At 61.7% G+C, this 26,306-nt stretch carries 24 protein-coding genes; 5 read left to right on the plus strand and 19 right to left on the minus strand.

Going from position 1 to position 26,306, the window contains the following annotated elements:
• The 3 genes from J4E53_RS05370 to J4E53_RS05380 form a co-directional block, all read right to left on the minus strand.
• A partial coding sequence (locus J4E53_RS05370) for an ATP-binding cassette domain-containing protein (protein ID WP_207268114.1) occupies positions 1 to 175 on the minus strand: 175 nt, incomplete at its 3' end.
• A complete protein-coding gene (locus tag J4E53_RS05375; RefSeq protein ID WP_103308154.1) occupies positions 172 to 1,143 on the minus strand; it encodes an AMP-binding protein in 972 nt (323 codons plus the stop codon). The genes J4E53_RS05375 and J4E53_RS05370, both read right to left, overlap by 4 nt.
• A gap of 4 nt (positions 1,144 to 1,147) precedes the next feature.
• Positions 1,148 to 2,566 carry an LLM class flavin-dependent oxidoreductase gene (locus J4E53_RS05380; protein ID WP_060742784.1) on the minus strand — a complete coding sequence of 473 codons (1,419 nt, stop codon included), beginning with the start codon at positions 2,564 to 2,566 and terminating at the stop codon, positions 1,148 to 1,150.
• Between the two features lie 133 nt (positions 2,567 to 2,699).
• Between J4E53_RS05380 and J4E53_RS05385 the strand changes: the two genes are divergently transcribed.
• Both J4E53_RS05385 and J4E53_RS05390 read left to right on the plus strand, forming a co-directional pair.
• Positions 2,700 to 2,843 (plus strand): hypothetical protein, encoded by a 144-nt coding sequence (locus tag J4E53_RS05385; protein WP_158249649.1) that lies wholly within the window; start codon positions 2,700 to 2,702, stop codon positions 2,841 to 2,843.
• A gap of 60 nt (positions 2,844 to 2,903) precedes the next feature.
• Positions 2,904 to 4,124, plus strand: coding sequence for a multidrug effflux MFS transporter (locus tag J4E53_RS05390; protein ID WP_103308153.1), 1,221 nt, complete (start codon positions 2,904 to 2,906; stop codon positions 4,122 to 4,124).
• Positions 4,125 to 4,178: 54 nt separating this feature from the next.
• Here J4E53_RS05390 and J4E53_RS05395 read toward each other — a convergent pair whose 3' ends face one another.
• A complete protein-coding gene (locus J4E53_RS05395) occupies positions 4,179 to 5,384 on the minus strand; it encodes a DSD1 family PLP-dependent enzyme (RefSeq protein WP_177431682.1) in 1,206 nt (401 codons plus the stop codon).
• Positions 5,385 to 5,795: 411 nt separating this feature from the next.
• Between J4E53_RS05395 and J4E53_RS05400 the strand changes: the two genes are divergently transcribed.
• The gene (locus J4E53_RS05400; RefSeq protein WP_103308151.1) at positions 5,796 to 6,284 is read left to right on the plus strand and encodes a hypothetical protein; all 489 of its coding nucleotides are present in this window, start codon (positions 5,796 to 5,798) and stop codon (positions 6,282 to 6,284) included.
• 161 nt (positions 6,285 to 6,445) lie between these two features.
• On the opposite strand, the gene J4E53_RS05405 is transcribed toward J4E53_RS05400, so the two are convergent.
• Positions 6,446 to 9,508, minus strand: coding sequence for an FAD-binding and (Fe-S)-binding domain-containing protein (locus tag J4E53_RS05405; protein ID WP_103308150.1), 3,063 nt, complete (start codon positions 9,506 to 9,508; stop codon positions 6,446 to 6,448).
• A gap of 157 nt (positions 9,509 to 9,665) precedes the next feature.
• On the opposite strand from J4E53_RS05405, the gene J4E53_RS05410 reads away from it, so the two are divergent.
• Together J4E53_RS05410 and J4E53_RS05415 are read left to right on the plus strand one after the other, a co-directional pair.
• A complete protein-coding gene (locus J4E53_RS05410) occupies positions 9,666 to 10,568 on the plus strand; it encodes a LysR substrate-binding domain-containing protein (protein ID WP_103308149.1) in 903 nt (300 codons plus the stop codon).
• 293 nt (positions 10,569 to 10,861) lie between these two features.
• Positions 10,862 to 11,557, plus strand: coding sequence for an EthD domain-containing protein (locus J4E53_RS05415; RefSeq protein WP_256587137.1), 696 nt, complete (start codon positions 10,862 to 10,864; stop codon positions 11,555 to 11,557).
• A gap of 105 nt (positions 11,558 to 11,662) precedes the next feature.
• Here J4E53_RS05415 and J4E53_RS05420 read toward each other — a convergent pair whose 3' ends face one another.
• From J4E53_RS05420 to J4E53_RS05485, 14 genes are all read right to left on the minus strand, one after another.
• The gene (locus tag J4E53_RS05420) at positions 11,663 to 12,796 is read right to left on the minus strand and encodes an FAD-dependent oxidoreductase (protein WP_103308147.1); all 1,134 of its coding nucleotides are present in this window, start codon (positions 12,794 to 12,796) and stop codon (positions 11,663 to 11,665) included.
• 385 nt (positions 12,797 to 13,181) lie between these two features.
• The gene (locus J4E53_RS05425) at positions 13,182 to 14,651 is read right to left on the minus strand and encodes an NAD-dependent succinate-semialdehyde dehydrogenase (RefSeq protein ID WP_103308146.1); all 1,470 of its coding nucleotides are present in this window, start codon (positions 14,649 to 14,651) and stop codon (positions 13,182 to 13,184) included.
• A 16-nt stretch (positions 14,652 to 14,667) separates the two neighbouring features.
• Positions 14,668 to 15,684 (minus strand): dihydrodipicolinate synthase family protein, encoded by a 1,017-nt coding sequence (locus J4E53_RS05430; RefSeq protein WP_103308145.1) that lies wholly within the window; start codon positions 15,682 to 15,684, stop codon positions 14,668 to 14,670.
• A 26-nt stretch (positions 15,685 to 15,710) separates the two neighbouring features.
• Positions 15,711 to 16,721, minus strand: a complete 1,011-nt coding sequence (locus tag J4E53_RS05435) for an ornithine cyclodeaminase family protein (protein ID WP_103308144.1) — start codon at positions 16,719 to 16,721, stop codon at positions 15,711 to 15,713.
• 99 nt (positions 16,722 to 16,820) lie between these two features.
• The gene (locus J4E53_RS05440; protein ID WP_103308143.1) at positions 16,821 to 17,771 is read right to left on the minus strand and encodes a LysR family transcriptional regulator; all 951 of its coding nucleotides are present in this window, start codon (positions 17,769 to 17,771) and stop codon (positions 16,821 to 16,823) included.
• Positions 17,768 to 18,499, minus strand: coding sequence for a FadR/GntR family transcriptional regulator (locus J4E53_RS05445; protein ID WP_207268113.1), 732 nt, complete (start codon positions 18,497 to 18,499; stop codon positions 17,768 to 17,770). The genes J4E53_RS05440 and J4E53_RS05445 overlap by 4 nt, the downstream gene beginning before the upstream one ends.
• The gene (locus J4E53_RS05450) at positions 18,496 to 19,281 is read right to left on the minus strand and encodes a cyclase family protein (RefSeq protein ID WP_177431680.1); all 786 of its coding nucleotides are present in this window, start codon (positions 19,279 to 19,281) and stop codon (positions 18,496 to 18,498) included. Before J4E53_RS05450 ends, J4E53_RS05445 begins: the two co-directional genes overlap by 4 nt.
• The gene (locus J4E53_RS05455; protein ID WP_060742796.1) at positions 19,268 to 20,275 is read right to left on the minus strand and encodes an NAD-dependent epimerase/dehydratase family protein; all 1,008 of its coding nucleotides are present in this window, start codon (positions 20,273 to 20,275) and stop codon (positions 19,268 to 19,270) included. The genes J4E53_RS05450 and J4E53_RS05455 overlap by 14 nt, the downstream gene beginning before the upstream one ends.
• Complete coding sequence (locus J4E53_RS05460) at positions 20,266 to 21,258, minus strand: fumarylacetoacetate hydrolase family protein (RefSeq protein ID WP_103308140.1); 993 nt, start codon at positions 21,256 to 21,258, stop codon at positions 20,266 to 20,268. The genes J4E53_RS05455 and J4E53_RS05460 overlap by 10 nt, the downstream gene beginning before the upstream one ends.
• On the minus strand, positions 21,255 to 21,827 hold the full coding sequence (locus J4E53_RS05465) for a cupin domain-containing protein (RefSeq protein WP_060742798.1): 573 nt from the start codon (positions 21,825 to 21,827) through the stop codon (positions 21,255 to 21,257). Before J4E53_RS05465 ends, J4E53_RS05460 begins: the two co-directional genes overlap by 4 nt.
• A 63-nt stretch (positions 21,828 to 21,890) precedes the next feature.
• Positions 21,891 to 22,844, minus strand: coding sequence for a PDR/VanB family oxidoreductase (locus J4E53_RS05470; RefSeq protein WP_103308139.1), 954 nt, complete (start codon positions 22,842 to 22,844; stop codon positions 21,891 to 21,893).
• The gene (locus J4E53_RS05475) at positions 22,844 to 23,887 is read right to left on the minus strand and encodes an aromatic ring-hydroxylating dioxygenase subunit alpha (protein WP_103308138.1); all 1,044 of its coding nucleotides are present in this window, start codon (positions 23,885 to 23,887) and stop codon (positions 22,844 to 22,846) included. The genes J4E53_RS05470 and J4E53_RS05475 overlap by 1 nt, the downstream gene beginning before the upstream one ends.
• Positions 23,888 to 23,918: 31 nt before the next feature.
• On the minus strand, positions 23,919 to 24,962 hold the full coding sequence (locus J4E53_RS05480) for an aromatic ring-hydroxylating dioxygenase subunit alpha (protein ID WP_103308137.1): 1,044 nt from the start codon (positions 24,960 to 24,962) through the stop codon (positions 23,919 to 23,921).
• Positions 24,963 to 25,010: 48 nt separating this feature from the next.
• Complete coding sequence (locus J4E53_RS05485; RefSeq protein WP_103308136.1) at positions 25,011 to 26,210, minus strand: MFS transporter; 1,200 nt, start codon at positions 26,208 to 26,210, stop codon at positions 25,011 to 25,013.
• Between the last annotated feature and the right edge of the window lie 96 nt (positions 26,211 to 26,306).

A 26,306-nucleotide genomic window follows, 5' to 3' on the forward strand; every position in this document is an offset into this window, starting at 1 on the left:
CGGCGTCGGCCCGGTAGACGCCGTTGAGGATGTTCAGCAGCGAACTCTTGCCCGCGCCGTTCGGCCCGATCAGCGCGCAGATCTCGCCAAGCTTGACGCTGAACGAAAGGTCGGAAATCGCTTTCACGCCCTGGAACGACAGCGACACGTTGCGCACCTCCAGCAGTGCACTCATGCCGCTCGCTCCAGGTACTCCTGCAACCACGATTGGCGTGCAGGGCCTTGCAGCACCGCGTCTGCGGGCGCGCTCGGCACTTCGATCCGGCGCAGCCGCTGGAAGCCGAGCAGGTGCCGCACCCGCGCCTTGAGCCAGCGGCGCAGGCCACGCCGCGGATCGTCCAGGGTCCATTCGCACAGGCGTCGGCGCCAACTGCCTGGAAGTGGCAGGCGGGCTTCGATTTCCGCCGCCAGGGATTCGACTCGCACGGCGGACAGCAGCAAGGCTGTGGGGGCGATCTCGCGACGATCGCGACTGGCTGACTCGCGCGTTTCCGGAAACGCCAAGCCTTCACCACCCTCCAGCCAGCGACTGAACAAGTGGACCAGGCCATCGCGCCACTCGGTGCCTTCATCGACCCACACCACCGCGTCCTCGGCGACCTGGGCCCAGCCCTGGCGTTGCGCAGTCGGCGCCTCGGTGACAAACAGCACCGACAGCGACTGCACCTGCCACAGACCACGATTCGCTACGTTGACCTGGGCCGAATACAACCGCAGCGGCCACTCCTTGTCCAGGCCGCACTGCAGCCAGTGCGACACGCTTTCGCGGCGCTGGACAAAGGCGAACGCCGGACGGGTCAGGCGTAACTGACGTTGTAGATCCTCACCCCGGCTGTCGCGGTCGATCACCACGCTGTGCCCACCCAGTTGGCGTGCGGCCAGTGCCAGGATCAGCAAGCTCGGCTCGAAGGCACCACTGAGTGCCAGCCGCGCGCCAGGGGCAAAGCCTTGCTGGCGCAAGCCATCGCACACACGCTCGACCTCGCGCTGCACATCGATCCAACGCCAGGCCTTCCAGAGACCGAGGCGCCGATGGCGCAGGGCGATCTGCGTCGGTCGTTCCCTGGCCCAGCGTTGCAACGCCGCCAGGGCGCTGTCCGTGACTCGGTCGGGCAGTGGCGAATTGAGTTCGTAGACACTCATGCGCTTACTCCTCAGCGGCCAAGGCCGGTTCAGCGAGGTGGCTGCGCGGGGCGAGGCGCTTCAAGTCCCGATAGCCGGCGCCAGGGTGGTTAGCGGGCAGTCGCGGACCGTCGCCGAACAGCTTGTCGCGCAAGGTGCCGGGGCGGTATTCGGTCTTGTACGCACCGCGCTGTTGCAACTCGGGCACCAGCAGCTCAACCACATCGCGGAAGGTTTCATGGGCCAAGGCGTAGGCCAGGTTGAAACCGTCCACATCGGTGTCCTCGACCCAGGCCTGCAGCTCGTCGGCCACGGTTTGCGCACTGCCGACAATCAACGGGCCGAAGCCGCCGATACCGACCCAGTCGGCCAGCTCCTGGACGGTCCACTGCTTGTCCGGGTCAGCGGTAGAGAAGGTTTCCACGGCCGACTGGATGGCGTTGGTATGGATGTGCTTGAGCACCTGGTCGGGCCGGTACTGACCGAAATCGATACCGGTCCAACCGGAGATCAGCGCCAGCGCGCCCTCGTAGCTGCTGTAGGATTTCAGTTCCCGCCACTTGGCCTGGGCCTTGGCGTCGGTCTCGTCGACGATCACCGTCTGCAAGTTGAAGATCAGCACCTTGCGCGGATCGCGTCCGGCTTCGGCAGCACGCCGGCGTATATCGGCCACGGTCTTCTTCAGGATCACCTTGGACGGCGCGGCAACGAACACACATTCCGCGTGCCCGGCGGCGAAGTCCTTGCCACGACTCGATGCTCCCGCTTGATAGAGCACCGGCGTGCGCTGCGGCGACGGCTCGCAGAGGTGGATGCCCGGCACCTGGAAGTGCTTGCCCTGATGGCGGATCTCGTGGACCTTGCTCGGGTCGCTGAAGATGCCGCGCTCACGGTCGCGCACCACCGCGCCCTCCTCCCAACTGCCTTCGAACAACTTGTAGAGCACCTCCAGGTATTCGTCGGCGTAGTCGTAGCGCGCATCGTGATCGCTCAGGGCCTTCTGCCCGAGGTTGCGCGCCCCGCTGTCGAGGTAAGAGGTGACGATGTTCCAACCGATGCGCCCCTTGGTCAGGTGGTCCAGCGTGGACAGGCGACGGGCGAAGGGATAAGGGTGCTCGAAGGTCAACGAGGCGGTGAGGCCAAAGCCCAGGTGTTCGGTCACCAGGGCCATCGGCGTGATCAACGCCAAGGGATCGTTGACCGGCACCTGCGTCGCCTGGCGGATGGCCGCATCGCCATTGCCACCGAGCACATCGTAGATACCAATCACATCGGCGATGAAGATGCCGTCGAACTTGCCGCGCTCCAACAGCTTGGCCAGGTCGGTCCAGTAATCCAGGTCCTTGTACTGCCAGGCGCGATCCTTGGGATGCCTCCAGAGACCGGGCGACTGGTGACCGACACAGTTCATCTCAAAGGCATTCAATCGAATTTCACGTGGCATGGGAACTCCTGCTCGATAGATTCAGCACCCCTTCCGAGTGCTTCTCACTGCTCTATCAACACAATTCGTGCCAAGTAATAATTCTTTTATTTACAACAAGTTAGATGTGCATTCGATCAACAGGAATGCCTGCATGGTGACAACCGTGTTGATCAACTGTCCGGTGGCAGACAGTGCGCAGGTGATTCCTGTGACGAAACTCGAACCGCCAATATTTATCTTGACGCCTGAGATGATGATCATCATATTTGGCCAGAATATTATGACCATCATGTGAACCACCACGGGCCGCAGACTCAGGTTGAGGCACGCCCTCCACCCGCGCAGGAGATGACGTATGGAAGCCAGAACTTCATTGGCGATTACCGCTAGCCAACCGCACGCCTCCACACAACCATTGACCGGCAAAGTCGTGGCGCTGCTTGCAGGCCTGGCGGCGATCAGCATGCTCTCTACCAACATCATCCTCCCGGCGTTTGCGGCTATCGGTGAAGACTTGGGCGTGACCGCTCGCGAACTCGGCCTGACGCTGTCCAGTTTCTTCATCACCTTCGCCTTGGGCCAACTGGTGGTCGGGCCACTGGCCGACCGCTACGGGCGCCAGAAACTGGTATTGGGCGGCTTGTCGGTGTTCGTGGTCGGCACCGTCATTGCCGGCCTTGCCAGCACCCTCGATGTGCTGATCGCCGGGCGCGTCGTGCAGGCGCTGGGCGTGTGTGCGGCCTCGGTGCTGTCGCGCGCCATCGCGCGGGATCTGTTCGAAGGCGAGACGCTCGCCCGCGCCCTGTCGCTGACGATGATCGCCACTGCCGCGGCACCGGGGTTTTCGCCGTTGGCCGGCAGCGTACTGGCCGTCACGCTCGGCTGGCGTGCCATCTTTATCCTGGTGGGACTGGCCGCCGTGGTACTGGCGTTTTTCTACGTGCGCGACCTCGGAGAAACCCATCCCGCCGATCGCCGGGCGCCCCACTCGGCCAAGAGCGTAGTGCTCGCCTATCGCCGATTGGTACTGGATAAGCGCTTCATCCTTCCTGCCCTCTCAATGAGCCTGCTGATGAGCGGCCTGTTCGCCTCGTTCGCGGCGGCGCCCGCCATCCTGATGCAAGGTATCGGCCTGACGTCGGTGCAGACCGGCCTGTATTTCGCCTCTACGGTATTCGTCGTGTTCGCAGCCGGCATGGCGGCCCCGCGCCTGGCCCATCGTCATGGCACTCGAGTCATCACGCTCCTGGGCATCGCCTGCGCCATGATCGGCGGAGGCCTGCTTCTGGTAGGTCCGGCCGTGCCTGGGCTGTGGTGGTATGCCCTTTCGATGGTCACCTTCCTTTGGGGCATGGGTTTGGCTAACCCACTGGGCACGGCAATCACTATGGGCCCTTTCGGCAAAGAAGCCGGGATGGCCTCCGCACTGCTGGGTTTTCTCTCCATGGGCGCGGCTGCGCTGACCACCTGGCTGGCCTCGGTCTTGAGCTTCGCACCGGTCACGACGCTGGGTGGGATTCAGGCGACGGCCTGCCTGCTCGCGCTGGTGCTGTTTCTGTTGCGGGGCAAGCTTTGAGCAAACCGCTTTGCCGGCCAAGCATGATGGAGGGTTGCGCCGGTGAATCGCCAGTCAATACACCGGCCAGGTTTCGACAATCTTTCCCCCGCGCACGGCCAGCAAGTCGCCAAACTGCAGCAGCACGGACTCAGTCTGAGTCGGCCGTAAAAACACCTGGTCCTCCACGTTCAGCCCCACGGCCGGTGAGCCGTTGACCATTTCCTGGTTGGAACTGCGGCCATAGAGTTCGTTACTTTGCAGCCCCGAAGGGGACTCGAACTCAGCCATCCAGTTGCCGCCATAGATGAAGAAGGTTCCACGCTGATTCGGGTTCCACCAGGAGAACAATCGGGACTTGTCATCCAAAGCGGGAAAATTGACGGTGCCGGTGCTCTTCAACACCGGCGTTGCGATAAAGGCCGCCGGCACATGCTCGGCCAGCGATGGCAAGTCGTAATGCGTCGGCTTGAGAAACGCCGTCCCCACCGAGACCTCGCTGCTCAAGCGCTCCTGTTCATGTATGCGATAGCTGGGGCTGCCGGCGGTATTGAGCGTGAGCCCGTCGTGCCAAAGCGCCGGAAAATGCTCACGTACGTAGTTCACATGGCCGTTGTAAATGACCATCACCTGGTCGAACAACGCCTGGGACGAACCGAGGACCCGGGGCACGCCCATGCCGACAAACGGGTCATAACCCATGAAGCCTGAGAATTCGAGATGCTGAGGATGGGCACTGATCAGCCTCAGCATCTCGCCGAGCACCGCATGGTCAGCGACTCCGCCGCGATGCAGGCCGACATCCAGCTCGATATTGACCCGCATCCGGATGCCCAGCCCCTGCGCCAACACCAGGTAATCCATCAGCCGCTGCGGGGTGTCGAGCAGCCATTGCAATTGCCTGGAAGGGTCAAAGGTGCCCTTGTGGGTTTGGTAGAACAGCTCGGCCGAGCGCACCGGCAAAGGCTTGCCGAGCAAGAGGTCGGCCTCGGGAAAGGTCACTGCATCTTGATTGAGGAACGGCTGGTGAAACGACATCAGCCGCTGGCTATCGGTTCGTTTGGCGATATACGCCAACAACCCCGGTGACGGCAGGGACTTCTCCACCAGGCGCAAGTGCTTGCCGGCACGTTTGACCGATTGCATGACCACATCGATGTTGTGATCGAGCCCATCGAGGTCGATCAGCATCACCGGCCGCATCGGCCCATGGACCTTCAGTTCCTGATTCAGCGCGTGGAAGTACTCGGTGTAGGGACTGCCCCGGTCGCTCGGACGCAACAGCGCCCCCGCCCCGACCATCAATGCACCCACTCCTGCGGTGCCGAGCATAAAGGTTCTACGGTTCATCAGGACGCTCCTTCGCGCGCAGTCAGGTGCACGTTACGGCAACGCTACTCCAGCGTTGAGGTTATGGGAGGCCAGAAAGGGGGCTTTGGCGGCCATGCTTTGCCGATGTCCAGAAGACCTGCCCTACAGGGTGAGTGGCTGCAACTGGCTCGATCCGTCCATGGCCTGCTCTTAGCGCCAGTTTTTCCAAAATATCCTGATGACATATTCACGTCCGCGATGGCAAGCTTGCGACCGCAGCCCAGCCCCGTATGCAGCCGGGCAAGTCGTCCCTATCCGATGCCCGTTGCCATTCACCTCGGGCACTCATCACCTGTTATCCAACTGAACAAGGATGTCCTCATGAAAATCTCTCTTGGTGTCGTCGCCCTGGCTGGCTGCCTGGCCAGCGTCCCTGTCTTGGCTGCCGGCCCGAGCCACAGCGATCTGTTCAAGGCCCTGGCGCAGTGCCAGGCCAGTGCGCAACAGGTGAGCGAGTTCAACGGCCTGGTTGACGCGCAGCAAGTGTCGCTAGCCAAGGATGAAGCGCACACCCCGTGGGGCGGTGGCGCCTGGCAAGCTTCCCCGGCGCTGACGGTGCACGGCGTGTCATCGACCACTCTGGTGATGACCGACCGCTTCAGCTTCTTTCTCCAGGCCAAAAGCAGCAACCCGAAGGCCGACGCAGAGAAACTCGCCAACGCCCTGAAACTGGAAAAGACGCTGGATACCGACGGCTACGTGGATTACCAACGCAACCTCGACAACGGCGCGACCCTGCGCGTGGCCTCCACCGAAAACAAGGACAGCGATCTCTACGTGGGTTGCACCTATCAGCAGGACGCGTCCTGAGACCAGGCGACCTCGACAAAGCCTTCACCCAGTCGCAAGGCCGGGCCGTGCCCAACCCCATGTGGGAGCGAGCTTGCTCGCGATGAGGCCCGCCCTGCCGACATTTCATCGCCTGACCCACCGCCTTCGCGAGCAAGCTCGCTCCCACAGGGGATCTGTGACTATCCGAGCCCGGCCGACACGTCTTTCACCCGTGCCAACAAAACCTGCAGGGGATGAAGCACTGCGACACCCTCTTGCCGCTTCACCTGGCTGCGGCAAGAGTACCCATCGGCGACCACCCTGCCTGACCGGTTGAGTTTCTGCAGGAGCGGCTTCCAGGACTGCCCGTAGATCGTGTCGGACGTTCCAGCATTTCGCGTTTCATGCCCGTAGGTGCCCGACATCCCGCAACAGCCGCTGGCCTGCACTTGAAGCGTCAGGCCCATGCGCTGGAAAATCTTCTGCCATTGCCCGATGCTACCCGGCTCATTGGTCTTTTCCGTGCAATGGGGCAGGAAGTGGTAAGGCTCTCGCTCTTCCACTGCTGCATCTTCCGGCAGCGCATCCATCAGCCACTCCTGCGCGAGCAACACCTGGGGAGCGTTGCCGGCATCCAGTGTCTTGGCATATTCCTGTCGATAGACCAGGGTCATCGCCGGATCGAGCCCCACCAATGGCACTCGATACTGCTGGAGGCTGAGCAAGGTCTGGCCGTTGGAGCTGGCGGCCTTCTCGAACGCTTTCAGGAAACCCTGCACCTGAAGCGGTTTGCCGTTGGGCGCGTACGGGGCCAGGAAGACTCGGTAGCCCAGCCTCGAGATCAGCTCCACCCAATCAACGAGCAATGGCGTTTCAAAAAACCGGGTAAAAGCGTCCTGAACGAGGATGACACTTTTCTCACGCTGCTCAGCGCTAAGTGCTTCCAGGCGCTCCGGAGTTGCCAGCTCCACGTTCCAGCGCCGGCACACGGCGGCAAAATCCACCAGGCTGAGCAGCGGGCTATCGACCATCCCGGCGACTCGTTCGAGCCCCCAGCGGATCGGCCGGGCACTCATCACGAAGTTGTACAGCCGCGGCATCTTGGCGAGATACGGAACCGTGTATTCCAATGAGCCAATCAGGTAGTCCTTGAGGGGACGCAGGTAGCGACTGTGGTAAAGCTCAAGGAAACGCGAGCGGAACTCCGGCACATTCACTTTGACAGGGCATTGGCCCGCGCAGGATTTGCAAGCCAGGCAACCACTCATCGCCTCATAGACCTCATGGGAAAAGTCCGGCTGCCCCATCTTCCGGGCCAGGCTATTCACGGCCCGGCGCGCAACGCCCGGCGCCCCGCCAGCCCCTCGAACCCGCTCGCTGGCCGCCAGTACATCGACACCCTGCTCGCCCTGCAACCTCAGCCATTCCCGGATCAACGAGGCCCGCCCCTTGGGCGAGTGAATGCGATTGCGCGTCGCCTTCCAGGACGGGCACATGGCGTCGTCCGGGTCGAAGTTGTAGCACGCGCCATTGCCATTGCAATGAACCGCCGTGTCATAGCTTTGCCAGACACGTTCATCGATGGTGCGATCCAGGGCACCGCGCATTTGCACTTCATCGACGCGGGTCAATCGAGCGCCGGGCAGCGTGTTCGGGGTGGCGATCTTGCCGGGGTTGAGTTGGTTGAATGGATCGAAAGCCGCCTTGAGCGCTTGCAGCGCGGGGTACAGATCCCCGAAGTAATCGGGCACGTACTGCGACCTCAAGCCCTTGCCATGTTCGCCCCACAACAGTCCGCCGTACTGTTGCGTCAAGGCCGCGACCGCATCGGAAATCGGCCGGATCAAGGCGGCCTGGGTCGGGTCCTTCATGTCGAGGATCGGCCGCACATGCAAGACCCCGGCGTCGACGTGACCGAACATGCCGTACTGCAGGTCATGGCGATCGAGCAGCGCACGGAACGCCTGGATGAAGTCCGCCAGGTGTTCGGGTGGAACAGCGGTGTCTTCGACAAACGGCTGGGGCCTGGCCTCGCCCTTGACGTTACCCAACAACCCCACGGCGCGCTTGCGCATCGCATAGACACGCTTGAGCGCATCGGCGCCGATGGCCAGTGTGTGGCCCAAGCGGACCACAGAAGTATCGCGCTGCAGGTGCAGGACGAACTCATGAACCTGCTGCTGAACCGCCGCTTCGTCATCCCCACTGAACTCGATGAGATTGATCCCGAGCGTCGGCCTATCAGGGTCTTCAGGGAAATACTCGGCGACGCCGTGCCAGACAATGTCCTTCATCGCCAGCATCAGCACTTTCGAGTCCACGGTCTCGATCGACAACGGCTTCATTGCCATCAACGCCTTCGCGTCACGCAAGGCCTCCATGAACCCGGCGTAACGCACGTTTACCAGGATGGAGTATGTCGGGATAGGCAGGACGTTCAGTTTGGCTTCGACGATGAAGCCCAGGGACCCTTCGGAGCCGCAAAGAACGCTGTTCAGATTGAAGCGCCCATCGGGTTCACGCAAATGGGCCAAGTCATAACCGGTCAGGCAACGGTTGAGTTTCGGGAAGGTGTCCCTGATCAGCTCGGCGTGGGTATCGGCAATGTCCAACGCACACTGGTAGACCTCCCCCACCCGATCCTGGCGTTCGACCAGCGCCGATAACAGCGCGGCGTCGACGGCTGAACTGGTGAGACGAGCACCGCCCAGCAACACCGTCGAAAGTTCGAGCACGTGATCGCGCGTCTTGCCGTAGGTGCAGCTCCCCTGGCCACTCGCGTCCGTATTGATCATGCCGCCAATAGTCGCGCGGTTAGACGTCGAGAGCTCGGGGGCAAAGAACAAACCGTAGGGTTTGAGCGCTGCGTTCAACTGATCCTTGACCACACCGCTCTGTACCCTGGCCCAGCGTTCCTCGACGTTGATTTCCAGGATGTTGTTCAGATGGCGGGAAAGGTCGACCACCACACCATCGGTGAGCGATTGCCCGTTGGTGCCGGTGCCGCCACCGCGCGGCGTGAGCACGACCGCACGGTGCGCGGGTTCGGCGGCCAGGCGTGACAGGATCATAACGTCCTGTTCATCCAGGGGGAATACCGCCGCTTGAGGCAGGCGCTGGTAGATGGAATTGTCGGTGGCCAATACCGTCCGGTCGCCATGGTCGCGGGCAATCTCGCCTTGGAACCCCGCCACTTGGAGCGCATTCAGAAAAGCGTCATAGGTCGCTTTCTGGGGGTCAGGAGGCGATAACCGGGCAATCATGATGTATTCCTACAGGCTGAAAAGCTAATCTATGCATTCACATTACGTATGCTCAGTACAGGACGTATCGAGCAGCTGCATAAGGTTTTCATGATTCTTGCCTGCCTATACGGTCGGAGCAAACGTAATTCCTGCTGTTTTTGCATGAGCTTTATGAATGAACCCTAGACGACTGACGCCCTCGATGTCGCTGCTGGTTGCCTTTGAGGCCGCCGCACGCCATTGCAGCTTCACCAAGGCCGCGGAAGAGTTGGCACTGACCCAAAGCGCCGTCAGCCGACAGGTGCAGACCCTGGAGGCGCAACTTGAAATCGAACTCTTCCGCCGCGAAGGGCGAAAGATTGAACTGACCGCCGCCGGCGCGCTGTATCAGCACGAGCTGGCGGCCGCGTTGGGGCGTATTCGAAGCGCAACGTTGCAGGCCATCGCCTACAAGAGCGACAGCGGCCCATTGAACCTGGCCGTGCTGCCAACCCTCGGTTCCAAATGGCTGCTGCCGCGGATGCATGAATTCTATGCCAGGCACCCGGACCTGCTGGTGCACATACATTCGAGGATCATCCGCGAAGACGTTCAATCCTCCACCCACGACATGAATGCAATCATCTGCGCAGGCTCGGGGGAATGGCCTGGCTACATTGCACATCAGTTGCTCACGGAAAAACTGGTGGTGATCGCCAGCCCTACCGCATTGCCCGAGTACCGGGCAATGTCGCCGGCGAACGTTACCGAGCATGCCTTGTTGAACGTCGTATCAAGGCCGGGTGCCTGGTCGGACTGGTTCGATAAGCACAACGTCGACCACCGCAACATGCGATCCGGCCCGAGCTTCGAACTCACGGCCCACCTTATCCAAGCCGTGTCAGCGGGGATCGGGATTGGGCTGGTTCCACAAATCCTGGTCCAGGATGAACTGAAGAGCGGCGACCTGGTTGCGCTGTTTGAACCGATGGAAAGTGGACGCAGCTATTACCTTGTCTACGCGAGCCGATACCAACACCTGCCGGCGCTGAAGGCCTTCAGTGCCTGGCTTCTGTCGTTGCCGTTTCCTGACAACTGAGGCCTGGGAGGTCCTTCGCCGGACCGAGGGAACGTGAGCTCTGCACTGCGCAGACGATGTGGCTGACCGGAAACAGCCTCGTGGTCTGTGGGCCCCCGTCAAGCATGTTTTTGCGCGATACCTGCCAGCAGAAACACTGATTGGTTTCGAGGGCGGTCTTGGTCTTATCTTTTATTTCTAAAAAATTACGGTGAGTGCAGCCCGCCAAAAACCGTATTCGATGTGATCAACCCCGACCAGACGCGAGTGACCTCATGATTAAAATGCTAGCTGCCGTACGCCGGAAACCCGGCATGACTCATGCCGAGTTCTTGAGCTATATAGAACACCAGCATGGAGAAATCGCCCGGGGCAAACCTCTAGGTGTCAAACGATACGTGCAGAACCATGTCATCGACTCGGCGTTCGGGGTGGACTCCGATAGCGCCTACACACAAACATTCCACCGAGACTCCGTCACGGAATTATTTTTTGACGATATGTCAGGCTTGATCCACACCTTCAGCGATCCTTATACCCAACAAACCGTCGGACCCGATGCAAAAAACTTCGCCGACCTGTCCAAACAGGCCGCTCAGTTGATGGATGAAGTAGAGATCTCCAATACCGGTTCAGCCCCCCACACATGGAAAGCGATCGTCTTCCTGAAAAAGAACCCAACGGTGCAACTGGATACCTTCTTCACCGCTTGGGATTCAGCTCACGACGCTGTTGCCAATCGATACCCGGATTTCCAGAAAGCGCTGCGCAGGCACGTTCGCGCCAGATACCTGCCCGAGGGTGACCGAGTGACGTCTTATTTCGGGCCGGAGATAGCGGTATACGAAGGCACTTCCAGCCTGTGGTTTGAACATGAAGCCGATCTTTCTGTTTTTCGTCAGTATCAGCGATCGCTGTTCCAACAGCTTTCAGACGAGGGCGTCGTGCTGTCGTCTGAATCTTTTTTCGTCTATGTCAATGAAGTCGTCATCCTGGATTTGTGCCAATAGAGGTCAATGACCTCACTCCCTCTTCGAACTGGATGCTGAAGCGATTCAAGGTCGCTCTCTACACCTTCTTTTGCAGGGTGCATCCAGCCGAAGAGTCCCGATGACTCAGATAGGCTCGGCCAACGTCGCAGTGGACTCGCGCATGATCTGGGCATGCTCTTCCTTGTCACCCCCACTCTTTTCTATCTCGCACAGACGCGCGGAGTTCTCCACCACCAGTTGGCAGCGCGCCCAACGCCGCGCTTCGAACCGCGTCAGGGCAGCCTGTAGATCGCTATCGGCGAGCAGTTCTTCGGCCAGCACGATGGCGCTCTCGATGCCAATGCCAGCCCCGGACGCCAGATGTGGCGTGGTGGCATGCACCGTGTCTCCAATCAGCACGATGCGACCTTTATGCCACGGCAACGGCACCAACAAATTGGCCAGCGGACGATAGTCGATATTGGCGCCCGCCTCGTACAGTTGCGGCACCAGCCCTTGCAGGACCGGCGCGGGGAACTCACCCAGCAGACGCGCCATTTCACCTGGCCAACTGGCCGGATCGATCCACTCGGAAAATTCGCGGTTTTCCATGAGGAACATGTACATATGCGTTTCGGAGATGGGATTGACGCCGACCTTAGTGCGTCCCAGCCAATGCGTGGGGCGTACGATTTCCGGCGGACGCTTCAGCACCGCGCGCCAGACACTCTGGTGAATGGGCTTTGGCGAGGGCGCCTCCGGGAAAAACTCCTTGCGCATCCGCGAGTGCACGCCATCGGCAGCGATGACCAGGTCATAGCGCCCAGCGGTGCCGTCGGTGAAAGACACCTCAACGCCACTCTCGTGCTCGATGATGCTGTCGAACGTGATGCCGAGGCGCACATGAGTGCCCACCTCCCGCGTCTTGTCGGCAAAGATCCGAGCCAGCACCGGGCGCAGGATGCCGCCGCCACAGGGTATCGGCTTATCGCTGACCGGAGGTCGAAGCGCCAACTGCACGATCAGGTCGCCTGCCGGTGAAAACACATCGAAATTGGTCGACAGATACCCTTCCCCAGCCACCCGCTCAAGAATCCCGACCGTATCCAGCGCCCGCAACGTGGGCCCACTGAGCGTAATACCCGCCCCCAGGGGACACCACAGAGGGTCTATCTCCACCAGGTCCACTTCGACGCCCTGAGAGGCGAGCTGGATAGCTGCGGTCATACCGGAAAACCCGCCTCCGATCACCAGGACCTTACTGACTGCTGCAATCATCACGCTCTCCTAATTATTCTTATTTCAATCGGGCTGACATTGCATGGCGCACCGACAAGCTCTGCAGCGCTATCGACTCAATGCCGCAAACTCATGAAGTTCCGACTGAAAATGCCGGATCGACAACGAGACTATCGAATCGGCTATCAGCGCTGAAATCGCTTTCCACAATCAGAGGTATCGCAGGAGGTGATGGGTGTCGGAGGGAAGGCTTGTTCGATTGCTGAGTACCCACAGGGGCAGCGCATGTTCACGGTATCTGGACACAACACAAAAACCTGTGGGAGCGAGCTTGCTCGCGATGGCGGTGGGCAGTTTGCAGTGAGGTTGACTTGCCTCGCGCATATGAAGCGAACTGCGGTTCATATGAACCGCAGACGTGGGTTTACACGTTTTCCAAGCCATCCCAGCAGAGGTATTTCACCTCAAGGAACTCATCGATCCCAAGGTGAGATCCCTCTCGCCCAAGACCGCTCTGCTTGACCCCACCGAAGGGTGCGACCTCATTTGAAATCAAGCCACAGTTGATGCCCACCATGCCCGATTCGATGCGGGCGGCGTTGCGCCAGATACGGGCCGCGTCGCGGCTGAACAGATATGCAGCCAAGCCGAACTCGCTGTCGTTGGCCATCGCAATAGCTTCGTCGTCCCTGTCGAAACGCACCAGTGGCATGACCGGGCCGAAGATCTCTTCGCGGGCGACCCGCATCCCATGAGTCACATCGGCCAACAAGGTGGGTTGGAAGAAACACCCGCCCAGGGCATGGGGCTTGCCGCCGGACAGCAGTCGAGCGCCTTGCGCCAGTGCATCATCGACAAGCGCCTGGGATTTTCGTACCGCCGCGTCATCGATCAACGGCCCAACCTGTACACCCGGCTCCAGGCCATTGCCCACTTTCAGGCGTGCCATGCGCTCGACGATGCGCTCGGCCAATGCGTCATAGACCCCTGACTGCACCAGCACCCGATTCGCGCCGATACAGGACTGTCCACCATTGCGAAACTTGGCCAACATCACACCGTCAGCCGCCGCATCAAGATCAGCATCGTCGAAGACAATGAACGGGGCATTGCCGCCCAGTTCCATGGAGCATTTCTTGACCGTCTGTGCCGCTTGCGCCAGCAGCAGCCGGCCCACTTCCGTGGACCCGGTGAAGGTGAGTTTGCGCACCAGCGGGTTGGCCGTGAGTTCACCGGCAATGTCACGGGTGTCATTGCCGGTGATCACACTGAAAACACCGGCCGGCACACCCGCACGCAGGGCGAGTTCAGCCAGCGCCAGGGCGGTCAGGGGTGTCTGGCTGGCCGGTTTCACGACCATCGTGCAACCGGCCGCGAGCGCTGGAGCGGCCTTGCGCGTGATCATGGCTGCGGGGAAATTCCAGGGTGTTATCGCCGCGCAAACCCCGATGGGCTCGCGCAGTACCACAATGCGCTGTGTATCCTTTACGCCTGGAATCAGATCACCGCGCACCCGTGTGGCTTCCTCGCCAAACCAGCGTACGAAAGACGCCGCGTAATCGACTTCACCCCGCGCCTCCTCCAGTGGCTTGCCCTCCTCCAGGGTAATCAACGTGGCAATGTCCTCACGATGTTCAACCATCAACTCGTACCAACGGCGCAATACCTCGCCACGGCGTTTAGCCGTCAGGCGGCGCCACGGACCGAAGGCGTCATGCGCCGCGTCGATGGCGTGCCTAACCTCAGCTTCACCGCAGCGTGGCAACTCGGCCAACACCGTTTGATCCGCCGGATTACGCAGCGTGTACTGGCCGTGCGGCGTCTCGGTCAGCCACTCTCCAGCGATGTAGGCTCCGGTACGCCACAGCGTGGGATCCTTAAGTAAATGCTTCACTTTTCAATCCTCTCAATCAGCACGGGTGACGTCCGATCATGAAGGCGCTGTCAGGGTCAGCAGTCACCGGCAGCCCCGCCGCAACCAACCCTTGACGCAGGGACTTCATGAGGCGATCCGGCACGCGCATCGCCGGGGCTCGCAGTGGGCCACCGTTGAAGCCGGCGAGCCAATCCTGGTATTTCCACATCGTGCGGTTGAGTACCCCGGTGCCGCCGGCATAGCTTTGCGCGGCGGCGCCGTTGGCGCTGCGGGCCGGATTGACCTTCCAATACAGCTCCATCGCCTCCTCGAAGCGGCCCGTGCGGGCCAGTTCGAAAGCTTTCGGGTAGTAGTCGCTCATCCAGGCCGTGTTGCTGGTGCCGGAAAACTGCAGTTTCATCAGGCTCATCAGGGGGATCGCGTCAGCTTCAATCGGGCAACTGATCACCACCTGATCACGAAAGTGGTAGTACATCTCGCAAATGCCCGCCGGCAGCGGGAACCCTTGCTCCGACTTGATGGCCGCGATGTTCGGGCAATCGGCCAACAGCCGACGAACCAATTCCAACGACATCCCTGCCGGATGCACGCGCTCAAAGCCCCAGAGCGGAATCGGGAACAGCATGACGGCGAGGTCCGTCGCGTCGCAGAACGACTTGGTGTAGTCGTAGATTTCCTGCTCGCTGGTCGGCCAGAACTGCGGCGGATAGGAGAGCAGAACGATGTCTGCGCCGGCATTCTCGGCGAGCTTCACCGCCTCGATGTTCTCCGCCAGCGTGCCAAAAGCCGCATGGAAGAACAGGATCAGGTTTTTCCCCGACTCACGGGCCCAGGCCGTGAACTGGGCGTTTTCCTGGGCAGAGATCGCCAGTTCGCTGCACAGCAACGTGCTGCTGTAGCCCAGTCCTGCCGCCTGTTCGATGTCGTGGCGTATGCCCCGTTCATTGAGACGCTTCAGGTCGGCGCTAAAACTCGGGATGGTGACCGCCGAGCAGCCCACCAGGTATTCCCGCGTCCAGGCACGGGCATCCGCTTTCTTGTAAGTAGCCATGGTGATTTCCTTTGAACAGTGAGGGGTTATTTCGAGACAGGGACAATGCTGGCAGGCAACTCGATGCCGAGGCCCTGTTGCCTGGCGCGCTCGTACAGCGCTTGTGCGATGACGACATCCTGCAGCGCCGAGCCCACCGATTTGTAGAGGACGATGTCGTTGGCGTTCTGGCGCGGGTTGACACGACCCGCCACCAGGTCCGACAGCGCGACCAACTTGTCGGCGACATAAACGCCGGCACTGATCGCAGCAATGGCGTCACCCGTATCGTGAAGCACCTCTTGCGGCATATCCGCGACGATGCAGACGGCTCGCTCCATCGTGACCGGGTCAACCTCCCGTTGCTCAGGCAAGGTGGACCCCAGCGACACGACCGTAGCGCCCGGGCAAAGCCAGGCGCCTTGCAGTACCGGAGACTCGTCACGGCTGCGTGCGGCACAAATCACCACGTCACAATCCCGTACGGCCTCTTGCGCGCTGCTCACCGCTTGGATATCCAGCCCGGGCCTGAAACTTTCGGCAAACCGCTCGCGGCTCGCGGGTGTCGGACTGAAGACCCGGACATGGGCCACATCGCGCACGGACTTAAGGCAGTCCAACGCGCCACGGGCCTCAAATCCCGAGCCAATCACACCCACCCGCAGCGCGCGCTTGGGCGCCAGCAAATCGACCGCCAACGCAGCGGTTGCCGCGGTGCGCAACCCCGTCACCCGATTGCCATCGATCAAGGCGCTGAGCGCCATGGTTTGCTGGTTGAACAATGCGATCAGGTAGCTGGCGCAACGCGCCCGCATCGAGGCCGCGATCAACTTGCAGCCCATATGGCCGCCAGCCGGGGGTACAGCGGTCAAACTGCGCAGCCAGATGCCATCGCCCCGGGCCATGGAACGAGGCGGTACCATGGCATCCGATGCAGGGTGTGCGTACGCCTCGGCGAGCGCGGCAACGGCGGTGCTCCAGTCGGCGAGCGAGGCAACATCGGCGTCGCTGAGAAAAAGCGTCGGGGCAATGGCTTGGGACTCTTGGGGGTGATGCATAGCGCTAACCTCGCAATCGGGTATCAATCGGTGATTGACTGACACCCTACGAGGCCCATACCCCACCGAATACTGCCGGGGATCGAAAGCAGCTATCGCTCAAATCGATGGCATGGCCAGACTGCAGATCAGCCGGCGCACTTCACGGGAGGCACGGGTCAAGGGACGACGGGGCGACTCGACCAGCACGACAAAGCGCTCGAGAAGTGGCTCGACGATACGCGATGACATCAGCCGTTGATCCAGCGAGCCCGGTAGTACAGAAGCAATCGCATAACCGCCACCGGCCGCCACGACTTCGTACTGGAGTTGGACGGAGTCGGCTTCGACGGCTACGCACAACGCCACGCCATGCTCGGCGGCCAGATGATCGAGCCTGGCCCTCAGCAAATGCGGTCGCCCGGGCACGACCAATGGCAACCCCGACAGATTTTTCAGCGCAATATCTCGATTGCCGAACAGAGGATCGACGGCGGGCCCCACCAGATGCAGCGGTAGCCTGGCCAGCAAGTGGGCTTGCCCGATGCTGGCCTCGCTCTCGCGCAGCACCAGTGCCATATCCAGGCGACCATCGTGCAGTTGCTCTTCGAGTTGAGCGCTCGCGCCCTCGATCAGGTGCAACCTCACCCCCGGCATCTGGGCGCGCACCGCAGAAAAAAGCGTTCCCGCAAACCGACGCACCGCGGAGGGCAACATGCCTACGACCACCTCGCCCACCGGTTTGCCACGCAGGTTGCGAATGTCATCGGCAAGCCCTTCAGCGTCCGCGAGAAGGCCCGATATACACGGCAACAATTGCTCGCCAAATTCGGTCAGGACCACCCCGCGCCCCGTACGATGAAACAGGCGCTCGCCACATTGCGACTCGAGCACGGCAATATTGCGACTCACCATGGACTGCGGCATATCCAGCAGTACGGCCGCTTTGCTGAGGCTGCCAGCCGCCACGACACGTACGAACAAGGTCCAGCGAGGATCGATGATGGTGAGCGCCGTGGCAGGATGCTGCGTGGCCGTGGCTGGCACCTGGGAGTTCTGGTTATTCGTCATATCAGCAGCTCTTGGCGCGCCTGATGCAGATACTCGCGACTGTCGTGAAGGTGCAGGCGCATGGCAGCGCGCGCACATTCAGCGTCCTGATTGAAGATCGCCTGGTAAATCTGTTCGTGCTCGCTTTGCATGCGCTGTTCGTAGTGCGCAGGCTCATCGTGAAACAGTCGCGCACAATCCAGTCGGCTGCGCGGGATGATGACCACGCCCAGGTTGAGCAGTGTACTCGCGATGTAGTGGTTGCCTGTCGCCTGGGCAATGCTCAAATGGAACTGAAAATCCAACGCGGCCCGATCATTGACGCTGACCGCAGGCTGCCCGAGCTGATCGAGGAGCGCCCGCAACCCCGCCAACTGATCCGGGCTGCGTCGCAAGGCGGCGAGCCCGGCGGCTTCTACCTCAAGACCGATCCGAAACTCCATGATCGCCAGCGAATCTGTGATGATGCCGAGGGTCGTCGGGTCGATGAAGGCCCCCAGCGACAGGGTGCTACCGCGCACAAACGTCCCGATACCGTGGCGTGTCTCGACCATTCCAGCAGCCTGCAGACGCGACATGGCCTCGCGCACCACGGTTCTGCTGACCCCATGCTCAAGCATGAGGACCGATTCGGTGGGCAACTGTTCACCACCACGCAGTCGTCCCTCAAGAATGAGCCCTGACAGCAGCGCCTCGAGCCCCTGGGACAGGCTGCCGCGTTTTTTTCCACCGGCCGCCGGCACGTTCACACCTCGAAAATCGCGACGGCGCGGACAAAGCCGGCCGAAGCGTGCCTGATTTTGTAGGGGAAGCAGGACACCTGGAAACCATGGGCCGGCAGGCATTCCAGGTTGGCCAGTTTCTCCATCTGACCGTAGCCGATGTCGCGTCCGGCCTTGTGCCCTTCCCAGATGATCGAGGCGTCGCCCGTGGCGGCGAAGCGTTCGCGTGTGTACTTGAACGGCGCGTCCCAGCTCCAGGCATCGGTGCCGACCACGCGCACGCCGCGCTCGAGCATGTACAACGTAGCCTCGCGGCCGATACCAACCCCGGCATCCAGATACCCTGGCTGACCGAACAGCGCACCGGCGCGAGTGTTGACCAGGACAATGTCCAACGGCTGCAGCACGTGGTCGATGCGCGCCAGCTCGGCTTGCACTTCGGCGGCGCTGACCACATGGCCATCCGGCAAATGACGAAAGTCCAGCTTCACGCCGGGTTGCAGGCACCATTCCAACGGCAACTCGTCGATGCCAAACGCCGGCTTGCCACCGTCCGTGGTCGAGGCGTAGTGCCAAGGGGCATCCATATGCGTACCGCTGTGCGTCGTGATCTGCAGGCGCTCAGCCGCCCAGGATTCGTCGCCGGGCAGTTGCGCCTTGGACAGGCCGGGGAACATCGCGGCCATCTCCGGCCAGCCTTGCTGATGGTCCATGTAGTCGATTTTCGGCAGCAACGGCGGTGGGTCGGTGTAGGGGTTGTTGTCCAGGGTAACGGACAGGTCCACCAGGCGGCGTTTAGTTGATTGCATGATCAGTCACTCCAAGCGCCACCCGTCCACGCACACGACGCGCCGGGGCAGCAGCGTTCAAACTGTTTCGTATCAAGGCGGCAGCCGAGCCGTCATGGCGAAAGCCAAGGGCACGGGCCAGAGGGGTTTTCATTGCAGGAAAGTTGCCGAACAACGCTTGCAGCCCGGCATCCGGTGCGAAGCTGATCAGCGCGCGGCGCTCCTGGCCGTAGGCAGCGGCCAGGGCATCGATGACCTGGGCAATGGAGAGGTGCAACAACGGCAATTGCCAGACACGTGACTCGCCAAGTTCGGCGGCGGGCAGTTCGGCGGCCCGTAACAGGTTATCCACGCAACACCGCACGGACATCCACCAGGCCTGCGCCTGCGGCGAAACCGGGCAGCAATACGGCTGGCCTTCGGCGAAGGCGTGCAGCAGATCGCTCATGAACGCCGAACGCAGTCCATTGGGTTCACGTGGACGGGCGACAATGCCGGGCAGGCGCACGGCACGACCGTCCACCTCGCCTCGTCGGGCAAGGTCGTTGAGGGCCATTTCCACCATCGCCTTGTGCGCACCGTAGCTCAACTGCGGGCGTGGCACGGCACGCTCATCGATGCGCGCCGGCAGGTCGCCGCCGTACACCGCCACGCTGCTGGCATACACCAGCACCGGCGCACCAGGCTGCTGGCGCAACTGGTCAAGCAGCTCCAGGCTTGCCAGCAGGTTGACCTGATAGCCCAGTGAATAGTGCTGCTCGGCCGCTCCACCGGGGATGCTGACCAAGTGAAAAACCACATCGATGCCATCGGCCAGCGCGCGGCGCAGTAACGCGGCATCGGTCACACTGCCGCAATGCCGACGCAGGCGCTTATCGTCGGCAAACCCTGCCAACTCTTTATCCAGCAGTATCAACGCGCTGATCGACCGGCCTTGCAGTTCATTGGTTTGGAGCAATCGTTTCACCAGCGCCCGGCCGACAAAACCATTGGCCCCGGTAATCATCACGCGCATGGGAGGCCTCCGCGCACGACACGCTGGTCTATCGCCCCGAAAACCGACTGCCCTTGCAGGTCGAAGACTTCCATGCGCACGCGATCACCAAAGCGCATGAAGGGTGTCTGTGGCGCCCCTTGCTCGATCATCTCAACGGCACGACGTTCGGCGATGCAGGCCGCACCAACCGTGGGGTCGGCATTGGAAACCGTGCCAGAACCGATCACGCAGCCGGCCCGGAGTCGCCGGGTCATGGCCGCATGGGCGATCAACTGATGAAAGCCGAAATGCATGGCGCCGCCATGGGCATGACCAAACCACTGGCCATTCCATTCGACCCTCAGCGGCAGGTGCACACGCCCGTCGCGCCAGGCCTCGCCCAACTCGTCGGGGGTGATCGCCACCGGAGCAAAACTCGACGAGGATTTGGCCTGGATAAAACCGAAGCCGGTCTTCATTTCACGGGGGGCGAGCGCACGCAAGCTGACATCGTTGACTTGCACGATGAGCCGAATATGGTCGACAGCATCTTGCGCCGAGCAGCCCATGGGGACTTCATCGACCAACACCGCGAATTCACCTTCGAAATCGATACCGTGGCTTTCACTGGGTAGCACGATGTCGTCGTGGGCTCCCAGAAAATCATCGCCACAGCCTTGATACATCAGCGGCGTGTGTTCAACACCTTCGATCGGGTCCAGTGCGAACGCTTTCTGCATGCGCTCGCCATGACTGAGGAAAGACGAGGCGTCCAGCCACTGCCAGGCACGTGGCAAGGGTGCGGCGGCTTGCTGCGGATCAAAGGGGAAGGCACCGGTCAGCATGCCTTCGTTCAAGGCGTCATACCGCAAGCGCAAGGCCGCTTCGACGCTCGGCCAACGCTCGATGGCATCCTGCAGCGTCGCGGCAATATCGCTGGCCTCCACCGCCCAGGCCAGGTCGCGCGACACCACCAGCAGGCGACCGTCGCGGCTGGGATGCTTGAGGGTACTGAGCTTCATGACGGTTCTCCTTGCAGCTCGGGGGCGAAGCGGCCATCGAGCAGGACGAAGAGCATGCGGGCCATCTGCTCGGTGCGATTGCTCCAGGCGTGGTTGGTGCCTCGCTGCACGACGATGTCACCGCGCTTGAGATGCACTTCCTCGCCATCGAGCACCAACCACACCTCACCCTCCGTGACCACGCCGTAATCGAGCGTTTCGGTGCGGTGCATCAGCTTGTGTCTCGAATCCGCCTGTCCCGTGCCGGCATGGGCCTGGCCAATTTCGGCGAAGGCGGCCAAGGCGTCCTCGGCGCTGATTTGGTTCTGCATGCTGTCGGGCGGAATATCCACCACCCGGATCACACTGCCCAGCGGCGCCGGACTCAACTGGAGCGGCTTACGAGTGGGGTCGTCGCCGTTATCCAGCACGGCCGGGCTGGCGCCACTGTTCCAGATCTCATGGAAGACCGTGCCGGGTACGGACTTGAGCGGGAAGCTATTGGGCGTCGGTCCGCTGAGCGCGACCACCGCCTGGCCCTGGGCGTCGTGCCCGGTGACCACGCGTTTGAAACCAGGAAGTTGTTGCATGTTCGACTCCTCAATCAATTGGCGAAACACGGCAGCGGGTAAAGATGGATGCATGAAAAAACCTTAAAGATCGAGCACCAGCCGGGCGCTCCTGGCACGCGAGCAACACGGCGTGAACTGGTCGTTGCGGGCCCGTTCGGCATCGGTCAAGAACATGTCGCGATGCTCCGGCTCACCTTCCAGCACGCGCGTGATGCAGGTGCCACAGATGCCCTGCTCGCAGGACAAGGGAATATCGATACCCGCCTCCAGCAGCACCTGGGCAACGCTGAGCGCGGCCGGCACGTGGAAACACTGTCCCGTGCTAGCCAGTTGCACCTCGAAGCTGCCCGCCTCACCCGTCGGGACAGCGGCGGCGCTAAAGTACTCACGGTGCAATTGCGCCTCGGCCCAGCCCTGCTCGCGCGCCGTGCCGAGCACGTGCTCCATGAAGCCAGTAGGGCCACAGACGTACAGGTGGTGGTCACTCGCCGGCGCGGACAAGACCCGAGCACTGTCCAGACGCTGAGCATCCTCACCATCGTCCACATGAACGTGCACGCAATCGGCAAACGCCGAATGGCGGGTGTGCTCGATAAAGGCCATGCGCTGGGCCGAGCGACCGCAGTAGTGCAACTCGAAAGGCGCGCCGATCCGCGCCAGGCGCTCGGCCATGCAGAGGATCGGCGTGATGCCGATACCGCCCGCGAACAGCACGCTGTACTCCGCCCCATGCTCCAACGGGAACAGGTTGCGTGGCTCGCTGATCCGCAGCCGGGTGCCTTCGTGCACTTGCTCGTGCATGGCCTGCGAGCCGCCGCGAGACGCCGGGTCGAGCAACACGCCCAGCAGGTAGCGGTGGTGCTCTTGCGGGTGATTGCACAGTGAGTACTGGCGCACCAGGCCATTGGGCAGATGCACGTCGATATGCGAGCCGGCACTGAAAGCAGGCAGCGTGGAATCGTCGGCCGGGACCAGTTCGAAGCTGTAGATGCCTTCGGCTTCGCGATGCTTGCGGGTCACAACGACATCGATCATCACTGGGCACCCACTGAATGTTCAGCGGCAATCAGCCGATCGAGCACGCGCCGCGCGCGAATGGCTCCGGCATCTCCGATCAGCAAGACCGGTTTAAGGTCCCAGAAGCCCGCATCTCCCATCATCCGCTGCTGAGCCTCCAGCATTGGCAAATCTTCATCGGCAAAAGGCTGGCTGATCGCGGCCACCTGCTCATCAGCGAGTCTCTCGGCGAACTCGCCCATCGCCTTGGGAAAACAGACTGAGAACCAGTAGTGCGTCGTGGTTTCGGTCTCTGGGGTGAACAGATGGGGGATCGGCGTGGAAACGCCCTGCTCCCTGGGGCGCCCTGTCGCCACTGCACCGGAGAACAGCAACATATTCGCAGGGGCATCCCAACGCACGTCGATCCAACGATCCACCGGAGTGCCTTGGGGGATGTTCCAGGCCTTGTAGAGAAACTCAGGCATGATTTCCGCAACAGTTTGGCGATTGGACCAGACGGTGTCGCCGTCCTCCCGGACGCTCGTCAGCGCGCTCTTGACACCTTCGCCACCCAACGTAGCCGGGTGCAGAAACTCGATATGACTCAGGTCCATGATGTTGTCGGCTTCCAGCACGTAGTTGGCCTTGGCGTGCAGGTAGCGTTTGCCGACATACCAATTGTCATCGTCCATGCAACTGAAATCCGGGATCAGCGCCGCATCGGCCTGGGGCGTATCGCCCATCCAGATCCACAACAAGCTATGCCGTTCAACCAGGGGATAGGCCTTGACCTTGGCGGCCCGGGGAATAGCACCATCGCCGTGAGGGTTGTGCACGCAGGTGCCATGGCCATCAAACGTCAGGCCGTGGTACGGACACTGCACCGCATCGCCCTTGAGCACGCCCATGCCCAAGGGCGCAAAACGGTGTGGGCACCGATCGGCAATGGCTTGAGCGGTGCCTTGGGTATCACGGAAAAACACCACGGGCTCATTGAGCAGGGTTCGTTGGAACAGCGCACCGGCCTTGACCTCGACGCCCCAGGCGGCCGCATACCAGACGTTGCGTAGAAAACTCATCGCAATTCCTCTTTTCAAAACGACAGGTGGGTCACAGGCTGGCTTGTGTCCTTGCCCGCTCGGCTTCAATCAACCGACGCAGAACACGTCGGCAACGTACGGCGCCGGCATCGACTGGCAGCAACACAGGGTTAAGGCCGAGCAGATCAACTTCGCCAATCTGGCGCTGTTGAGCCTCGACCATGGGTTTGTCTTCACCGGCGAAAATACCGATCAACATGTCCTGGACGAAGGCATTCAACTGAGCATTGTCCTGCTCGAAACTGCGTGTATTGGCAAAGAAGTAATGGGTGTTCGTCGCGTCCTGCGGTGTCATCAGGTGCAGGTTCCATGTCACGGGCCCCTCTTCCCTGGGGCATCCTGGAGGCGTGGCGCCACTGCCCAGCAGCATCAGGCCGGGTGCGTGCCAGATGACTTCGGCCCAGACGTCTGCCCGGGTCGGGTCTTCAAGGTGAGCGCCGAAAGCCGGCGGGGGAACGTCATCGGGCGCCCACCAACTGATGCGCACGCGATCGTTGGGCAACTCCTCGATGGTGGCGCGCGTGCGTGACAACGCCCCGCCACCAAGCGTATCGGGGTGCAGGAAATCAACGTGGCTCAGGTCCATGATGTTGTCGGACAGCAACTCGTAGTGCGCACGGGTTGGTAAATACCCATGCCCCTGGGCGTGGGTTGGAGCCTGTTCGAGGAAGGAAAAATCAGGGATCAGCCCATCGTTGGCCTGGCTCGAATCGCCTGGCCAGACCCAGATCGCCCCATGGCGCTCGACGACCGCGAACGCGCGAACACAGGCAGCCTTGGGGACGGTGCCATCGCCATGGGGGTTGTGCGTACATTGGCCACTGCCATCGAAACGCAAGCCGTGGTACGGGCACTGCACGCTGTCGCCGACAATCTTGCCCATGTGCAGCGGGGCAAAACGGTGCGGACAACGATCGGCGAGTGCCTGGATCACACCCTGGCTATCGCGAAAGAACACGATGGGTTGCTCGACGATGGTTCTGCCAAGCATCCCACCTTGCGCCAGCTCGTCTGCCCATCCAGCGATGTACCAGGTGTCGAGCAAATAACTCATGATGTTCTCCTCATTGTTCTTATTTTGATGAAACGGCGAATGGGCAGGTCAGCGCTCAGGATCTGCGGCAACCGCTGTGGGAAAAGCAGACCCGCTGCCCCGCAAACGAATGCAGGCCAAGGCCACCAACAGTTGAACGCCCGCGACGATTCCCAGGGCGGCCGGCAAAGCGCTGATCACCCCACCCGTGATCGCCAGCACCACCAGCGGGCTGGCGAACTCACCGGCGAAGAACATCGCCGTGAAGCCGCCGGCGGCGCGGCCACGCTGCTGGAAGTCGACCTGGGCCATGATCCAGGTGAGCAGGGTCGGCATCATCAGGCCGATGCCCAGCCCGTTGATCAGGACGGCGATCACCACCAGCCCATGACTGCCGGCCACCGCCAGCAGCCCGCCACCGATACCGGCCGCGACAAAGGCCAGGAGCATCTGCCGGTGCGCCGGGACACCACGGAACAACCGGAAACCCAGAGCGCCGACCAGTACGCCGAACTGACTGGCGCCCATGGTCATGCCGATCTGCTGCGACCCTTCGACATGCAGCAGGTTGAGCAGATAGCCCACTTGTACCGGCACGATGAACAAGCTCAAGCCAGCCAGGAATGCCAGGGCATACAACGGTGCCAGGGGACGCCAGGGGAATGCCCGGCTCATCGTCGTCGCAGTGACGACCTGCCCACGCGGCTCCCACAGCAACCAAGCCATCAGCGGCAGGAACAGCAGCCCCAACCCATACAGGGCAAACGGGGTGCGCCAGCCGTGCTCGCCGAGCACGCCACCGACGGCAATGAAAATCGCCGCCGACAACGAGGTCGCAACCATCTGCAGGGCGAACATGCGTTCACGCCGCGCACCGCTGTAGTAGTCACCCATCATCGTGGTGCAGCAGGTCATGATCGCCGCCTCGGCCACACCGATGCCGGCGCGGCTGATCACGATGACCTGCAGCGACTCCAGCCAGAGCGGCAGCACGCCACAGACGGTGTAGAGCACCATCGCACCGATCAGCAACGGTTTGCGCCCCAGTCGGTCGGCGATGATCCCGGCCACGGGGGCCAACAACGCAATCATCAACGCCGGTAGCGTCAGGGCAATGGGCACCAGCACCGCCACACCCGGCGTGTCGGCGAAGTGCTCCTGCATACGCGGCAGGATGGGCGCCAGCAGCACCGCGCCAAGTACCGGCAGACAACTGCCGAGCAAGAGCAACAAGGATTGCGGCAGCCGCGCCTGACGTTCAACGCTCATCACGCACCTCCGCTGGTTGGGTCGCGCAGAACGCCATGCCGAAGGCGCTCAGGCCGGCGATAAGGTCAAGCCATAGAGACTGCTGGAACAGATACA

Origin of the sequence: Pseudomonas sp. FW305-28 (genome assembly GCF_017351395.1) — a bacterium.
Lineage (GTDB): Bacteria > Pseudomonadota > Gammaproteobacteria > Pseudomonadales > Pseudomonadaceae > Aquipseudomonas > Aquipseudomonas fluorescens_AA.

Excerpts from the sequence above, each read along its gene's own strand:
- J4E53_RS05435 (WP_103308144.1), bottom strand. The coding sequence starts at position 16,721 with ATGCATCACCCCCAAGAGTCCCAAGCCATTGCCCCGACGCTTTTTCTC.
- J4E53_RS05375 (WP_103308154.1), bottom strand. The coding sequence starts at position 1,143 with ATGAGTGTCTACGAACTCAATTCGCCACTGCCCGACCGAGTCACGGAC.
- J4E53_RS05390 (WP_103308153.1), top strand. The coding sequence starts at position 2,904 with ATGGAAGCCAGAACTTCATTGGCGATTACCGCTAGCCAACCGCACGCC.
- J4E53_RS05440 (WP_103308143.1), bottom strand. The coding sequence starts at position 17,771 with ATGACGAATAACCAGAACTCCCAGGTGCCAGCCACGGCCACGCAGCAT.
- J4E53_RS05465 (WP_060742798.1), bottom strand. The coding sequence starts at position 21,827 with ATGCAACAACTTCCTGGTTTCAAACGCGTGGTCACCGGGCACGACGCC.
- J4E53_RS05415 (WP_256587137.1), top strand. The coding sequence starts at position 10,862 with ATGACTCATGCCGAGTTCTTGAGCTATATAGAACACCAGCATGGAGAA.
- J4E53_RS05400 (WP_103308151.1), top strand. The coding sequence starts at position 5,796 with ATGAAAATCTCTCTTGGTGTCGTCGCCCTGGCTGGCTGCCTGGCCAGC.
- J4E53_RS05455 (WP_060742796.1), bottom strand. The coding sequence starts at position 20,275 with ATGCGCGTGATGATTACCGGGGCCAATGGTTTTGTCGGCCGGGCGCTG.
- J4E53_RS05420 (WP_103308147.1), bottom strand. The coding sequence starts at position 12,796 with ATGATTGCAGCAGTCAGTAAGGTCCTGGTGATCGGAGGCGGGTTTTCC.
- J4E53_RS05430 (WP_103308145.1), bottom strand. The coding sequence starts at position 15,684 with ATGGCTACTTACAAGAAAGCGGATGCCCGTGCCTGGACGCGGGAATAC.
- J4E53_RS05475 (WP_103308138.1), bottom strand. The coding sequence starts at position 23,887 with ATGAGTTTTCTACGCAACGTCTGGTATGCGGCCGCCTGGGGCGTCGAG.
- J4E53_RS05450 (WP_177431680.1), bottom strand. The coding sequence starts at position 19,281 with ATGCAATCAACTAAACGCCGCCTGGTGGACCTGTCCGTTACCCTGGAC.
- J4E53_RS05385 (WP_158249649.1), top strand. The coding sequence starts at position 2,700 with ATGGTGACAACCGTGTTGATCAACTGTCCGGTGGCAGACAGTGCGCAG.
- J4E53_RS05485 (WP_103308136.1), bottom strand. The coding sequence starts at position 26,210 with ATGAGCGTTGAACGTCAGGCGCGGCTGCCGCAATCCTTGTTGCTCTTG.
- J4E53_RS05460 (WP_103308140.1), bottom strand. The coding sequence starts at position 21,258 with ATGAAGCTCAGTACCCTCAAGCATCCCAGCCGCGACGGTCGCCTGCTG.
- J4E53_RS05480 (WP_103308137.1), bottom strand. The coding sequence starts at position 24,962 with ATGAGTTATTTGCTCGACACCTGGTACATCGCTGGATGGGCAGACGAG.
- J4E53_RS05410 (WP_103308149.1), top strand. The coding sequence starts at position 9,666 with ATGAACCCTAGACGACTGACGCCCTCGATGTCGCTGCTGGTTGCCTTT.
- J4E53_RS05380 (WP_060742784.1), bottom strand. The coding sequence starts at position 2,566 with ATGCCACGTGAAATTCGATTGAATGCCTTTGAGATGAACTGTGTCGGT.
- J4E53_RS05405 (WP_103308150.1), bottom strand. The coding sequence starts at position 9,508 with ATGATTGCCCGGTTATCGCCTCCTGACCCCCAGAAAGCGACCTATGAC.
- J4E53_RS05470 (WP_103308139.1), bottom strand. The coding sequence starts at position 22,844 with ATGATCGATGTCGTTGTGACCCGCAAGCATCGCGAAGCCGAAGGCATC.